Origin of the sequence: Nocardia macrotermitis (assembly GCF_009604405.1) — a bacterium.
GTDB classification, from domain to species: Bacteria; Actinomycetota; Actinomycetes; order Mycobacteriales; family Mycobacteriaceae; genus Nocardia; species Nocardia macrotermitis.
The window spans coordinates 43,266-55,911 of sequence record NZ_WEGK01000005.1; the positions used below are offsets into that span (position 1 = coordinate 43,266).

A 12,646-nucleotide genomic window follows, 5' to 3' on the forward strand; every position below is an offset into this window, starting at 1 on the left:
TTGGCGTGATCGGGGGTGGGCGGCGGGCCGGGGTTACCAGGCGGGCAGCCGCCGACGCCCAGCGAGCACGTCGGTCACCAGATCGTCGTAGGCGTCGGCCAGTTCGGCGAGGTGGTGCCAGGCGCCGTGCAGGACCTCGTCGCCGGCGTCCAGGGTCATCAGGGCGTGGTGGGCGCGGACCGAGGCCTCGGCGATGCGGTCGATGACCGAGCCGATGGTTTCGGTGTGCAGGGTCGCGCCGAGCCGGTGCTGGGGGATGGACCGGGAGACCCAGTCGTCGATCGCCATCACCAATTCGCTTCGGCGACGCTCGATCTCGGTCAGGGTGGCCGGATCGCGCGTCGGTTCCGAGCCGCCCCGCCCGATCAGCCTGCGCTCATGCAGCACCGCGAGATCGCGGGTGAACCACATCAGCGGATCGCCGACCACGCGATGGCCTCGGCACGCGCGTAGGAGTAGGTCCGAACTCGGCAGGATGCCACTCACGTAGGTTTTGACCCCGGTCACCCTCTGAGATGCGTCGGGCACAGCTGCCACGACCACCGTCTGAGATGTCTCCGAACCCGCCACGTTGCCTCGCCGTCATCGCAGTACAGCACCCGTTCAGGACGTTCATTACAATAAACCTCTGAATCCGGGTGTCAAGGGTCACGCGCAATCAACTGGCGGGGTAAACTGCTTTACCTTGCAGTAACAACCCCGTAGGAGCGAGATGGCGGCCGGTCCGAGATATCAGCGGATCGCCGACCTCCTGCGTGAGGAGATCCGCAACGGCAGATGGCAGCCGGGCGATAGGCTCCCCAGTCACAACGAGCTGGCCGAACAGATGCAGGTCTCGATCACCACCGCGCGCAACGCGATTCAAGTCCTGGTCGCCGAAAACCTGCTCTACACAGCGACTTCGCGCGGCACCATCGTGCGCAGCCGGGAAGTGCTGGAATCGGTTGTCACCGGCTCGCTTCGGCCCGATCGGCCCAAGTCCTCGCAGGACATCTTCTCCGAGATCGCGCGGGCGGCCGGTCGCGAACCGGCCAAGCATTTCACCGCTCGGATGGAACCAGCCAGTCGGGATGTGGCATTGTGGCTGGGTGTTCCCGAGGATTCCTGGGTGGTCGCGCGTTCCGTGGTGGAGTACCTGGATAACGAGCCGTGGTCTTGGGAGGTCAGCTTCTATCCACGCGACCTCGCCGAGGACACCGGCGTGGACTCCCCGCACGACATCCCCGAAGGCACCACGCGCCGCCTCGCCGAGCGCGGCTATCGTGAATCCGCGCATCGTGACACCGTCGTGGCCCGTCCCGCGACCGCCGAGGAGGCAGCCGTGCTGGGGGTAGGAACGGGCACTCTGCTGCTGGAACATCTGCGCATCGGTGCCAGCGCCGACCGGATCACCCGCGTGACCAGGCATCTTTCCATCGCTGCGCGCAACCGTCTGGCCTACGAACTCGGCGACGACGCCGGGATCGAACTCATCCGTAAGACCCTGGGCGCGCAGCAGCCGCCGGGCAAATCTCATTCCTTCGTTAACTCGCTGGTACCCGGTTCCTCATGACAGTTCACATCCGAAAGGCCGCGCTGGCCGACATCGGCACCATCTGCCGACTGCGGCTCCAACGAACGGCCTGGCTTGCCGCGCGCGGGTCCGATCAGTGGACACCACAGGCTAGGGGCCTGCCCATCGAGATATTTGCCAAGGTGGTGAATCGTGCCGTGCACGGAGGCGAAACCTGGATGGCCGAGGTCGATGGCGAGCCCGCAGGCACCATCACCGTGAACGACCGCGCCGACGAGGGCCTGTGGACCCCCTGCGAAACCGCCGAGTCCGCGATCGTCCACTACATGATCGTCGACCTGCGTTTCGCCGGAAATCGCATCGGCTCCCACCTGCTCGCCCACGCCGCCACCCTCGCCCGAGCCCGCCGCCGCACCTGGGTCCGCCTCGACGCCTGGACCACCAACACCGACCTGCACGACTACTACCGCCGCGCCGGTTTCCGCCTCGCCCGCCTCGCGGGCCCCGAAGCCTCCGGCCCCTCCACCGCCCTGTTCGAACGCCGAGCCGACTCCTGGCTCCCCGCCGTCATCCCCAGCCGCCCCCGCCAGCCCGAGGACACCATCCGATCGGTCACTCCGTACTGAGAACCGCTGTGCGGGTGCGTGTTTCGGTTCGGTACACACCGAATCGCAACGCCTGTCGAGCATCCGGAACGCGAGTTCGGTCGGTGCGGGTGCGGTTCGGTACGCACCGGGGCGCAACGCCTGTCGAGCATCCGGAACGACAGCTCGGTCGGTGCGCGGTTGCTCCCTGGTGCGAACCGCGACACCTGGATTCGAAAGGCGATCGAACGACTACGTCAGGACCGCGGGCGCTGACTCCCCGGCACCACCGTCGCCCGGACTCGAGGTAGCACGGGCCGACGATTCGCGCCCGTCTCCGCAGGGGAGACGGGCGCGAATTCGGTTGGTGGCCTTCGCTTTCGAACGATCAGTAACTGAACCTCTGATGTTCGGTGGCGAAATCGTCGGCGACGGTGGCGGCGAGTTCGACCAGGGCCCGCTTGGTGGTTTTGTGGAGGCGGGCCAGTTCGATCTCCGCGCCCTCGGACAGGTGTGGGTCGTAGGGGATGATGTGGACGGCGCGGCAGCGGGACAGGAAGTATTCGCGCAGTTGCTGGATACCGACGTTGGGGGAGCCGGGGCGGGGCAGGTTGATCACCACGACGGCGTTGCGGACCAGGTGGTCGTGGCCGTGCAGGGACAACCAGTCCAGGGTGGCTGCGGCGCTGCGGGCGCCGTCGATCGCCGAGGAGGAGATCAGCACCAGCGAATGCGCCAACTCCAGCACACCGGCCATCGCCGAATGCATCAGACCGGTACCGCAGTCGGTGAGGATGATGTTGTAGAAGCGTTGCAGGATGCGGGCGACCTTGCGGTACTCGTCCTCGCTGAACGATTCCGAGGCGGCCGGATCACGTTCGCTGGCAAGCACTTCCAGTCGGCTGGTGCCCTGGGAGGTGTGCCGCCGGACGTCGGAGTACGAGTTGATCGACGGGTCCAGCAGCAGATCGCGCACCGTGGAACGGGTCTGCAACTGCACGCGCTGGGACAGCGTGCCGAAATCCGGATTGGCGTCCACCGCGATCACGCGGTCACCGCGGATCGAGGAGAAGATCGAGCCGATACCCATGGTCGTCGTGGTCTTGCCGACGCCACCCTTCAGCGACAGCACCGCGATCCGGTAGTCACCGCGGACCGGCTGCCGGATGCGGACGACCAACTCCTGGAGACGACGTTCCTCGGCCGACATACCGGGGTTGATCGCACCACCGGAGATGTGGTGCACGGTGCGCCGCCACCCGGTGCCCGGCGCCTTCTTGGCCTTGCGCACCGGAACGTTGTCCAGCGAGGGCTGCTGTCCGGGCGGACCCTGGAACTGCTGCCCGGGATGCCCCTGGAACTGCTGCTGCTGATACTGCTGCGGCGGCTGCTGATACTGCCCCTGCTGGTACTGCTGTGGATAACCCTGACCACCCTGCTGCGGCGGCGGGGACTGCCACTGGTTGCCCTGCACCGGCGGCTGACCCTGACCCGCGAACCGCGGATCGGCCTGTGCCGGACCCTGTGCCTGATACTGCTCGCGCTGCGGCGGTTGCCCATTGAACTGCTGCGCGTCCGGCGGCGGCACCTGCTGATACCCGCCGGAGGGTGGCCGATCCCCGGAATACCCTTGCGCGGCAGGCGGATACGGAGCCTGCTGCGACTGCTCGTCCGGCCCGGGGTGGGTGGGCGCGGGCGCGTCGAACGCCTGATGCCGCCCGCTGTCGGGACCCGGCGGTATGGCCATATTCGGTTGCGCGACAGGGGAATCCGGCAGCCGCTGCGGCGCCTCCGAGACCGGTAGCTCCGAACTCGCCTGCGGCGCGGCCGATTCCGTCCCACTCGCCCACGCGGGCGCACCCTCGTCGGCAGCGGGCTGCGGAACCTCGTTCGGCCCGGGAGCGTCGGGCAGCGGCGGCCGCCCCGGCGGCTGCTGCGGAGGCGGCGGCAGATCCGGCCGGCCATCGACCCGCACCGTCATACCATCGGAATCACCGGACTGCGGAGAATATCCTTGCGGCGCATCGGGAATCGGCGGCCGGTCGGCGGGCGGCCCGTCCGGCCGCGCCGGCGGCACCTGCGGGAACGAACCGGACTGCCGCGCCGGAAACTGCTGCTGCGGCATCGGTCCGGGCGGCATCTGCTGCTGCGGCGGCTGATTCTGTTGCGGCTGTACGAATTCGGCCTGCATCGGGCCGGGGCCGGGCTGCTGCTGCCCCGGGAAACCCTGCCCCAGCTGCTGCGGACCACCCTCGGGCCGATGCTCGAATCCGTTGCCGGACTGGCCGAATCCACCCGAGGACGGACTCTCGGGCGGCTGCGGGCTCGGCGGCATCTCGCGCGGCGTGGCGGGCATCGCCATCGTGCTCGGCGGCACGTCGACGGCCTGATCCTGCGGCCGTCCCCACGCCTGCGGCTCGGACTGCGGTTCGCCCCACGGCTTGGGCTCGGGCGCATCGGGTTTCGACTTGCCGGGCTTCTTCTTACGGCCCTTCAGACCGTTGTCGGGCTCGGCGTTGTCGCCCTTGCGGCCGAACCTGGGGCGTTTGGACTTCTCCGAGATCAGATCCCGCTGCGGCAGATTCTCGACCGGGGCCTCGTAGCCGGACTGGGTGTCCTCGCTCTCGGACAGCCATGGCGGCAGCATGGGGAGTTCGTTGTTGCTCACAGCGCCACCTCGCAGGTGCTCGCCACGACTGCGTGCGCTGCGTCGCCGACGTAGTCGCTGCGCTCGCTCACTGTTGTCCCCCTGGGATCTGCTCGGCCGATTACCTGGATAGTGCGCAGTTTACGCGAGCGGAACCAATGGCGAGTGATCCGCTGCCGCATCGCACGAGCCGGGTGCGGGACCGGTGCGCGGTGTAGTCTTCGGCCGGGCTCGGCGTGCGCTTTCGCCGGGAATTTCCGGATTCGAGAGCAGGGCGCGATGGCATCACCGGTCGATCACCAGGACCTCACGCGCCTGGACCAGCTGCCGATCCGGCCGATTCATCGCAGGCTCGTCGCCCTAATCGGGATGGGACTGTTCTTCGATCTGTACGAACTGTTCCTGGCCGGGACGATCACCGGCGTCTTCAAACAGCAGTTGCACCTGTCGACGTACGAACTCAGCGGCATCCTGGCCTCGGCCTTCGTCGGCCAGTTCCTCGGCGCGCTGGTGCTGGGCCGGTTGTCCGACGTGTTCGGCCGCCGCCGGATGTTCATGATCAATATCGGCCTCTACGCCGGATTCACCCTGCTGGGCGCGTTCAGCCCGAACGTCTGGTTCCTGATGGTGACGCGCATGCTCGCCGGTCTGGGCATCGGCGCGGAGATGACCCTCTCGGACACCTACCTGTCGGAGGTGATGCCGCCGCAGGTGCGCGGCCGGATGATCGCCATCGCCTACACGATCGGTTTCTGCGCCGTCCCCACGGTCGGCTTCCTCGCGCGCTGGCTGGTCCCGTTGAAACCGCTGGGCCTGGACGGCTGGCGCTGGCTGTTCGTGATCGGCGGCCTGGGCGCGGCGCTGGTGTTCTTCGCGCGCCGGTTCATGCCCGAATCCCCGCGCTGGCGCGAACATCGGGAGCGCTCCGTCGAACGCGTCCGCTTCGCCGAGATCCTCACCGCCCCACTGCGCACCCGCACCCTGCTGTTCTCGGCGGCGATGATCCTGCAGGTCTTCGGCTACTACGGCTTCGGCACGCTGGCCGTACTGGTGTTGCAGCACAAGGGATTTCCGGTGGTCAACTCGCTGGGCTACCTGGCGATCACCTATCTGGGCTATCCGATCGGCTCGCTGCTGACCATCCCGCTGATCGAGCGGATGGAACGCAAATATCTGGTGCTGGCCTCCACCGCCGCGATGGCGATCTTCGGGCTGATCTTCGGATTCGCCGTGAGCGTGCCGCTGATCCTGATCTCGGGCGGGCTGTTCACCCTGTCCAGCAACGTGTTCTCCGACGCGATCCACACCTACCTGCCCGAATCGTTCCCGACCAGCGTGCGCGGCACCGCCTCGGGGATGACCTACTCGCTGTCCAAACTCAGCACCGCGTTCCTGCCGTTCCTGCTGCTCCCGCTGCTGGACAGCCGCGGGCCGGGCGCGGTCTTCACGATCATCACCGCCGCGCTGCTGATCATGTTCGCGCTGATCGGCGTCTGGGGCCCGCGCACCGGACGCGGCCCGGTGGCCTGAGAAGTTCGTACGCCTGGTCGGAGAGTTCGCACACGGCGAAACGGGCCGGTTTGGCCCCCGGAACTACGCGCAGGTAAGCTTGGTCGGCGGTGCACCTATCCGCCGGTCCGTCCATGCTTGCATGTCGCTGTCCGGTGAGTATGGCACCCGGCCGGTGAAAGTGCACGAGCATCGGCCACAGAACAGACGGTGACGGCGGAGAAATCCGCCGACGAGCTGCGACCAGCCAGGGTTTCAGCGCAAAGGGATCGCGGAGGATATGGCGAAGAAGGAAGGGGCCATCGAGGTCGAGGGCCGGGTCATCGAGCCGCTGCCCAACGCGATGTTCCGGATCGAACTGGAGAATGGCCACAAGGTTCTCGCCCACATCAGCGGCAAGATGCGGCAGCACTACATCCGCATCCTCCCCGAGGATCGTGTGGTCGTGGAGCTTTCGCCGTACGACCTGACCCGCGGTCGCATCGTCTACCGCTACAAGTGATCGAGCGGGCCGCGGCCCCTCGAACCCCGAAGACTCCCGAGGCCCCGAGCCTCGGGGAATCACCCCGGTCACCTGGCCGGGGAACATCTGTGTTCACAGCCTGTGAACACCGACTCGGATTGGATTTGACGTGAAGGTCAACCCCAGCGTCAAGAAGATCTGCGAGAAGTGCAAGGTGATCCGCCGTAACGGACGGGTCATGGTGATCTGCGACAACCTGCGGCACAAGCAGCGTCAGGGCTAGTCCCAGGCGGTTCGCACCACCAGCCAAGCACCGAACGCGGTTCGGATTGGCACATATGTAGAACTCCCGGAGCCATACGACATCGGCGAGCCCGCACAGCCCCTCGGGGCCAGGCGGGCGGATGTCGGAACCACCCCCGGAACGGAGGCCGGGGCCCTCGAATACCTGCGGAACATCCGCAACAGAGGAGAGGGACGGCCAGGGAGCAGACCTCCGCAACAGAAGGAACATGCCACATGGCACGTCTGATGGGCGTCGACCTCCCGCGCGACAAGCGCATGGAGATCGCACTGACCTACATTTTCGGTATCGGTCGTACCCGCTCCAAGGAGATCCTCGCAGGCACGGGCATCAGCCCTGACCTGCGTTCGAAGGACCTCACCGACGATGACGTCACCCGGTTGCGCGATTACATCGAGGCGTCGGACCAGATCAAGGTCGAGGGCGACCTGCGCCGTGAGGTGCAGGCCGACATCCGCCGCAAGATCGAGATCGGCTGCTACCAGGGCATCCGCCACCGCCGCCACCTGCCGGTGCACGGCCAGCGGACCAAGACCAATGCGCGCACGCGCAAGGGTCCGAAGAAGACCGTCGCCGGCAAGAAGAAGTAGGGGATAACAACAGATGCCTCCGAAGAGCCGGACCTCCGGCCCCAAGAAGACCCAGAAGTCGCGGCGCAGGGACAAGAAGAACGTCCCGCACGGCCACGCGCACATCAAGTCCACGTTCAACAACACCATCGTGTCGATCACCGACCCCGAGGGCAACGTCATCTCGTGGGCGTCCTCGGGCCACGTCGGCTTCAAGGGTTCGCGCAAGTCGACCCCGTTCGCCGCGCAGCTCGCCGCCGAGAACGCTGCCCGCAAGGCGCAGGAGAACGGCGTCAAGAAGGTCGACGTGTTCGTCAAGGGCCCGGGTTCGGGCCGTGAGACCGCGATCCGCTCGCTGCAGGCGGCGGGCCTCGAGGTGGGCACGATCTCCGACGTCACCCCGCAGCCCCACAACGGCTGCCGTCCGCCCAAGCGGCGTCGCGTCTAGCGGGAAAGGATTTAGCGAAAAATGGCTCGTTATACAGGCCCCATCACCCGCAAGTCGCGTCGTCTGCGCGTCGACCTCGTCGGAGGCGACCAGGCGTTCGAGCGTCGTCCTTACCCGCCCGGCCAGCACGGCCGCGCGCGGATCAAGGAGTCCGAGTACCTGATGCAGTTGCAGGAGAAGCAGAAGGCTCGCTTCTCCTACGGCGTCATGGAGAAGCAGTTCCGCCGGTACTACGAAGAGGCGAACCGCCAGAAGGGCAAGACGGGTGACAACCTGCTGCGCCTGCTGGAGTCGCGTCTGGACAACGTCGTGTACCGCGCCGGTCTGGCCCGCACCCGTCGTCAGGCCCGTCAGCTCGTCTCGCACGGCCACTTCCTGGTGAACGGCACGAAGGTCGATGTGCCCAGCTTCCAGGTCAGCCAGTACGACATCATCGATGTCAAGGAGAAGTCGCTGCCGACGCTGCCGTTCCAGGTGGCGCGCGAGACCATCGGCGACCGGCCGAACGCCGGCTGGCTGCAGGTCGTGCCGAACCGGCTGCGGATCCTGGTGCACCAGCTGCCCGAGCGTGCGCAGATCGATGTTCCGCTGAACGAGCAGCTCATCGTCGAGTACTACTCGAAGTAGACGAAGGCGTTACTCGCCGCTGGTGGAACCGCTTCACCCGGAAGGGATTTCGGGGGCCATGCCGCCGAACCCCTTCGAGAACAAGGGTTTCGGCCTCTCGACAAGGGAGGCCGAAACCGGAGTTCTTGTCCGGGATGGGGTTTCGGTTCCACATATTCCAGTCGTGAACGTCAAATAGTGGGCGTTCAGAAGGAGGAAAACAATGCTGATTTCACAGCGACCGACGCTGACCGAAGAGGTCATCGCCGAGAACCGCTCGAAGTTCACCATCGAACCGCTCGAGCCGGGCTTCGGTTACACCCTCGGCAACTCGCTGCGCCGCACCCTGCTCTCGAGCATCCCGGGCGCCGCGGTCACCAGCATCCGCATCGACGGCGTGCTGCACGAGTTCACCACCGTCCCGGGCGTGAAGGAGGATGTCACCGACATCATCCTGAACCTCAAGGGTCTGGTCGTGTCGTCCGAGGAGGACGAGCCGGTCACCATGTACGTGCGCAAGTCGGGTCCCGGCGCGGTCATCGCCGGTGACATCGTTCCCCCGGCGGGCGTCACCGTGCACAACCCGGATATGCACATCGCGACCCTGAACGACAAGGGCAAGCTGGAGATCGAGCTCGTGGTCGAGCGCGGTCGCGGTTACGTCCCGGCCGTGCAGAACAAGGCCTCGGGTGCGGAGATCGGCCGGATTCCGGTCGACTCGATCTACTCTCCGGTGCTGAAGGTGACCTACAAGGTCGAGGCGACCCGTGTCGAGCAGCGTACCGACTTCGACCGGCTCATCCTGGACGTCGAGACCAAGAACTCGATCTCCCCGCGGGATGCGCTGGCCTCTGCCGGTAAGACCCTGGTCGAGCTGTTCGGTCTGGCGCGTGAGCTCAATGTCGAGGCCGAGGGCATCGAGATCGGGCCCAGCCCGGCCGAGGCGGATCACATCGCCTCGTTCGCGCTGCCGATCGAGGACCTGGACCTGACCGTGCGGTCGTACAACTGCCTCAAGCGCGAGGGTGTGCACACCGTGGGTGAGCTGGTCGCGCGCACCGAGTCGGATCTGCTGGACATCCGCAACTTCGGGCAGAAGTCCATCGACGAGGTGAAGGTGAAGCTGCATTCGCTGGGCCTGTCGCTCAAGGACAGCCCGGCCTCCTTCGATCCCTCCAGCGTCGTCGGTTACGACGCCGCCACGGGTACCTGGAGCGACAGCGGCACGTTCAGTGACACCGACAACGGCGAGCAGGACTACGCCGAAACCGAACAGCTCTAGGTCTTCGGGGCCGCAGCCCCGGAAGCCTTCCCAAAAGGAGAACACCAATGCCCAAGCCCAAGAAGGGTGCTCGCTTCGGCGGGTCGGCGTCGCACCAGAAGGCGATCTTCGCCAATCTGGCCACGGCGCTCTTCGAGCACGGTCGGATCACGACCACCGAGGCCAAGGCCAAGGCGCTGCGCCCGTACGCCGAGAAGCTCGTCACCAAGGCCAAGGCCGGCACGCTGGCCGACCGCCGTGAGGTGCTCAAGGTCATCCGCAACAAGGATGTCCTGCACGAGCTCTTCGCGAACATCGGACCGTCGTTCGAGGGTCGCGAGGGTGGTTACACCCGGATCATCAAGACCGTCCCCCGCAAGGGTGACAACGCTCCGATGGCGATCATCGAGCTGGTCCGGGAGAAGACCGTGACCAACGAGGCCGATCGTGCCCGTCGGGTCGCCGCGTCGCAGCAGGCGACCGAGGAGGCCCCCAAGGCCGACGAGGCTGCCGAGACCGAGGCTCCGGCCGAGGCCGCTGCCGAAGAGGCTGCCAAAGAAGACGCCTGATACTGCGTCGGACCCATGTGCGAGCCCGCCGTCCCCTCCGGGTCGGCGGGCTTCGCTCATGTTAACCAGGAGATCGCTGTGACCATGTCCGAATCGTCCGGGCGAACCGTTGCAATTCGGGTACGGCTGGATATCTCCTACGACGGCACCGATTTCGTCGGATGGGCACGTCAGCCCGGTTTGCGCACGGTCCAGGGGGTGCTGGAGGAGTCGCTGAGCAAGGTGCTGCGGGAGCCGATCCAGCTGACCGTCGCGGGCCGCACCGACGCCGGTGTGCATGCCGAGGGCCAGGTCGCGCACTTCGACACCACGGCCGAACTCGATGCCGACAAGTTGCTGTACCGTCTGGCGCGTTTCCTGCCGAAAGACGTGCGGGTCACCGGAATCCGTCCCGCCCCCGCCGATTTCGACGCGCGCTTCTCCGCGATCCGGCGGCACTACATCTACCGCCTGACCACCGCCCCCTACGGCGCGTCGCCACTCCAGGCCCGCAGCGTGGTCCCGTGCCGCCCGGTGCGTCTGGACGTCATGCGCGAAGCCTCGCGAAACCTGTTGGGCCTGCACGATTTCGCCGCCTTCTGCCGCCGCCGCGAGGGCGCGACCACGGTCCGCGAACTCCAGCGCTTCGACTGGACCCGGGACGGCGACCTGCTCACCGCCCACGTCTCCGCCGACGCCTTCTGCTGGTCCATGGTCCGCAGCCTCGTCGGCGCGGCCCTGTCGGTAGGCGAAGGCCGCCGCACCCCCGAATGGCTCCCCACCCTCCTGGACGAACGCAACCGCTCCAGCATGATCACCGTCGCCCCCGCCCACGGCCTGAGCCTCACCGCCGTCGACTACCCGGCCGACGAAGACCTCGCCACCCGCAACGCCCAAACCCGCGAAATGCGCACGGTCCCGAGCCCGGGCGGCTGCTGCGGCGAGTGACAGCGATCAACACCACCCGCGTGCACTCATTCGAAACTTCTGAGCCGCAACGGAATACACCGCTGTGATGGTTTCGACTGCGCTGCCGATCGAGTGTGTGGATGAGGCTCGGGTCGGTTTGCGCGGGCGGCGACGGGCGACTCGGTCTGCTGCCGAGAGCGGGGCATGGCCGCCCGCTCGGCGGCGGCTAGGTGAGCCGGACCTCGGCGGTGGCGAGGCCGAAGATCTTGCGGCCCGCGGATTTCGCGACTATGACGACCACCGCGGAGCGGGTGGTGGGGTCGACGGATTTGACGCGGCCGGTGAATTCGACGGCGCCGGGGGCGGTGGGTTCGACGATGGTGTAGTTGGAGAGGCGGACGCTGTAGCGGGTGATCGCGCCCGGATCGCCGAGCCAGCCGGTGACGAAGCCCGCGCCCAGGCCCATGGTGAGCATGCCGTGGGCGATGACGTCGGGCAGGCCCGCGAGGGCGGCGAGGCTGTCGTGCCAGTGGATGGGGTTGGCGTCGCCGGAGACGCCGGCGTAGTTGACCAGATCGCCGCGGGTCAGGCGGGCCTCGCGGAGGGGGAGTTCGGTGCCGACGGCGATGTCCTCGAAACGCGGCGCGGTGTGCGGGGCGCGGGTGCGGGTGAGCTGGGACAGGTGTGCGGCGGCTTCGGGGTCCAGGCTCGACGGGTCCGTGGTTCCGGTGCGCGAGGGCGGGTTCAGGCCGCTCATGATGACGCGCTCGACCGCGGCGGTGATGTCGACCTCGGTGGCGAGGTCCTCCCTCGTGATGCCGACGACGGTGGTGTGCATGATCTGCACGATCTCACCGGCGGCATCGATGAAGGTGTTGGTGATGGTGATCAGATCCTTGCCCGCGATGCGGCGCACCGACGACACCTCGACATCGCTGACCAGCCGGTCGCCGGTGAGCACCGGGGCGTGCATCTCGAAGACCTGATCGGTCTGCACGAAGACGTCGTAGCCGGTGATCACGGTGTCGAAGAGCCTGCGGTTGGCCAGCATCGCGGCCGCGGACAGGAATGTGGTGGGCGCGATCAGCCCGCGGTAGTCGAGTTCGCGCGCGGCGTCCTCACTCCAGTGCGCCGGGTGGAAATCCTGCACGGCGCGGGCGTATTCGCGGATCTTCTCCCGGCCGACCTCGTAGTAGTCGTCGGCACGATAGCGATATCCGACCAGCCCGGTCGTATCCACCGTTGCGTCCACCAGATCGCTCCTCGTCTCGGTCACATCTGCTCG

The 12,646-nt window shown here is 67.0% G+C and carries 14 protein-coding genes; 11 read left to right on the forward strand and 3 right to left on the reverse strand.

Annotation, left to right across the window (positions count from 1 at the left end; genetic code table 11):
- Positions 1-33: 33 nt before the first annotated feature.
- A complete protein-coding gene (locus NRB20_RS13040) occupies positions 34-507 on the reverse strand; it encodes a DUF4254 domain-containing protein (RefSeq protein ID WP_319944844.1) in 474 nt (157 codons plus the stop codon).
- A 205-nt stretch (positions 508-712) separates the two neighbouring features.
- On the opposite strand from NRB20_RS13040, the gene NRB20_RS13045 reads away from it, so the two are divergent.
- On the forward strand, positions 713-1,552 hold the full coding sequence (locus NRB20_RS13045; protein ID WP_153410392.1) for a GntR family transcriptional regulator: 840 nt from the start codon (positions 713-715) through the stop codon (positions 1,550-1,552).
- A complete protein-coding gene (locus NRB20_RS13050) occupies positions 1,549-2,139 on the forward strand; it encodes a GNAT family N-acetyltransferase (protein ID WP_153410393.1) in 591 nt (196 codons plus the stop codon). The genes NRB20_RS13045 and NRB20_RS13050 overlap by 4 nt, the downstream gene beginning before the upstream one ends.
- 346 nt (positions 2,140-2,485) lie before the next feature.
- Here the strand turns inward: NRB20_RS13050 and NRB20_RS39270 are convergent, their stop codons facing one another.
- Entirely contained in the window at positions 2,486-4,222 is a 1,737-nt protein-coding gene (locus NRB20_RS39270; RefSeq protein WP_406603828.1) for a nucleotide-binding protein, read from the reverse strand.
- 801 nt (positions 4,223-5,023) lie between these two features.
- Here NRB20_RS39270 and NRB20_RS13060 point away from each other — a divergent pair.
- The 9 genes from NRB20_RS13060 (at position 5,024) to truA (ending at position 11,400) form a co-directional block, all read left to right on the forward strand.
- On the forward strand, positions 5,024-6,274 hold the full coding sequence (locus NRB20_RS13060; RefSeq protein ID WP_153410394.1) for an MFS transporter: 1,251 nt from the start codon (positions 5,024-5,026) through the stop codon (positions 6,272-6,274).
- 259 nt (positions 6,275-6,533) lie between these two features.
- Positions 6,534-6,755, forward strand: coding sequence for a translation initiation factor IF-1 (gene infA, locus NRB20_RS13065; protein WP_040804562.1), 222 nt, complete (start codon positions 6,534-6,536; stop codon positions 6,753-6,755).
- Between the two features lie 130 nt (positions 6,756-6,885).
- On the forward strand, positions 6,886-6,999 hold the full coding sequence (gene rpmJ / locus NRB20_RS13070) for a 50S ribosomal protein L36 (RefSeq protein ID WP_040818798.1): 114 nt from the start codon (positions 6,886-6,888) through the stop codon (positions 6,997-6,999).
- Between the two features lie 236 nt (positions 7,000-7,235).
- Positions 7,236-7,610, forward strand: coding sequence for a 30S ribosomal protein S13 (gene rpsM / locus NRB20_RS13075; protein WP_153410395.1), 375 nt, complete (start codon positions 7,236-7,238; stop codon positions 7,608-7,610).
- 13 nt (positions 7,611-7,623) lie between these two features.
- Positions 7,624-8,037, forward strand: coding sequence for a 30S ribosomal protein S11 (gene rpsK, locus NRB20_RS13080; protein WP_040818607.1), 414 nt, complete (start codon positions 7,624-7,626; stop codon positions 8,035-8,037).
- A gap of 21 nt (positions 8,038-8,058) precedes the next feature.
- Positions 8,059-8,664, forward strand: coding sequence for a 30S ribosomal protein S4 (rpsD, locus tag NRB20_RS13085; RefSeq protein ID WP_153410396.1), 606 nt, complete (start codon positions 8,059-8,061; stop codon positions 8,662-8,664).
- Positions 8,665-8,866: 202 nt separating this feature from the next.
- A complete protein-coding gene (locus tag NRB20_RS13090) occupies positions 8,867-9,925 on the forward strand; it encodes a DNA-directed RNA polymerase subunit alpha (protein ID WP_040818611.1) in 1,059 nt (352 codons plus the stop codon).
- Positions 9,926-9,972: 47 nt separating this feature from the next.
- Positions 9,973-10,473: a 50S ribosomal protein L17 gene (rplQ, locus tag NRB20_RS13095; protein WP_153410397.1), complete on the forward strand. Its 501-nt coding sequence runs from the start codon at positions 9,973-9,975 to the stop codon at positions 10,471-10,473.
- A gap of 84 nt (positions 10,474-10,557) precedes the next feature.
- A complete protein-coding gene (gene truA / locus NRB20_RS13100) occupies positions 10,558-11,400 on the forward strand; it encodes a tRNA pseudouridine(38-40) synthase TruA (RefSeq protein WP_153410754.1) in 843 nt (280 codons plus the stop codon).
- A 187-nt stretch (positions 11,401-11,587) separates the two neighbouring features.
- Here truA and NRB20_RS13105 read toward each other — a convergent pair whose 3' ends face one another.
- Complete coding sequence (locus NRB20_RS13105; protein ID WP_319944846.1) at positions 11,588-12,637, reverse strand: fused (3R)-hydroxyacyl-ACP dehydratase subunits HadA/HadB; 1,050 nt, start codon at positions 12,635-12,637, stop codon at positions 11,588-11,590.
- Between the last annotated feature and the right edge of the window lie 9 nt (positions 12,638-12,646).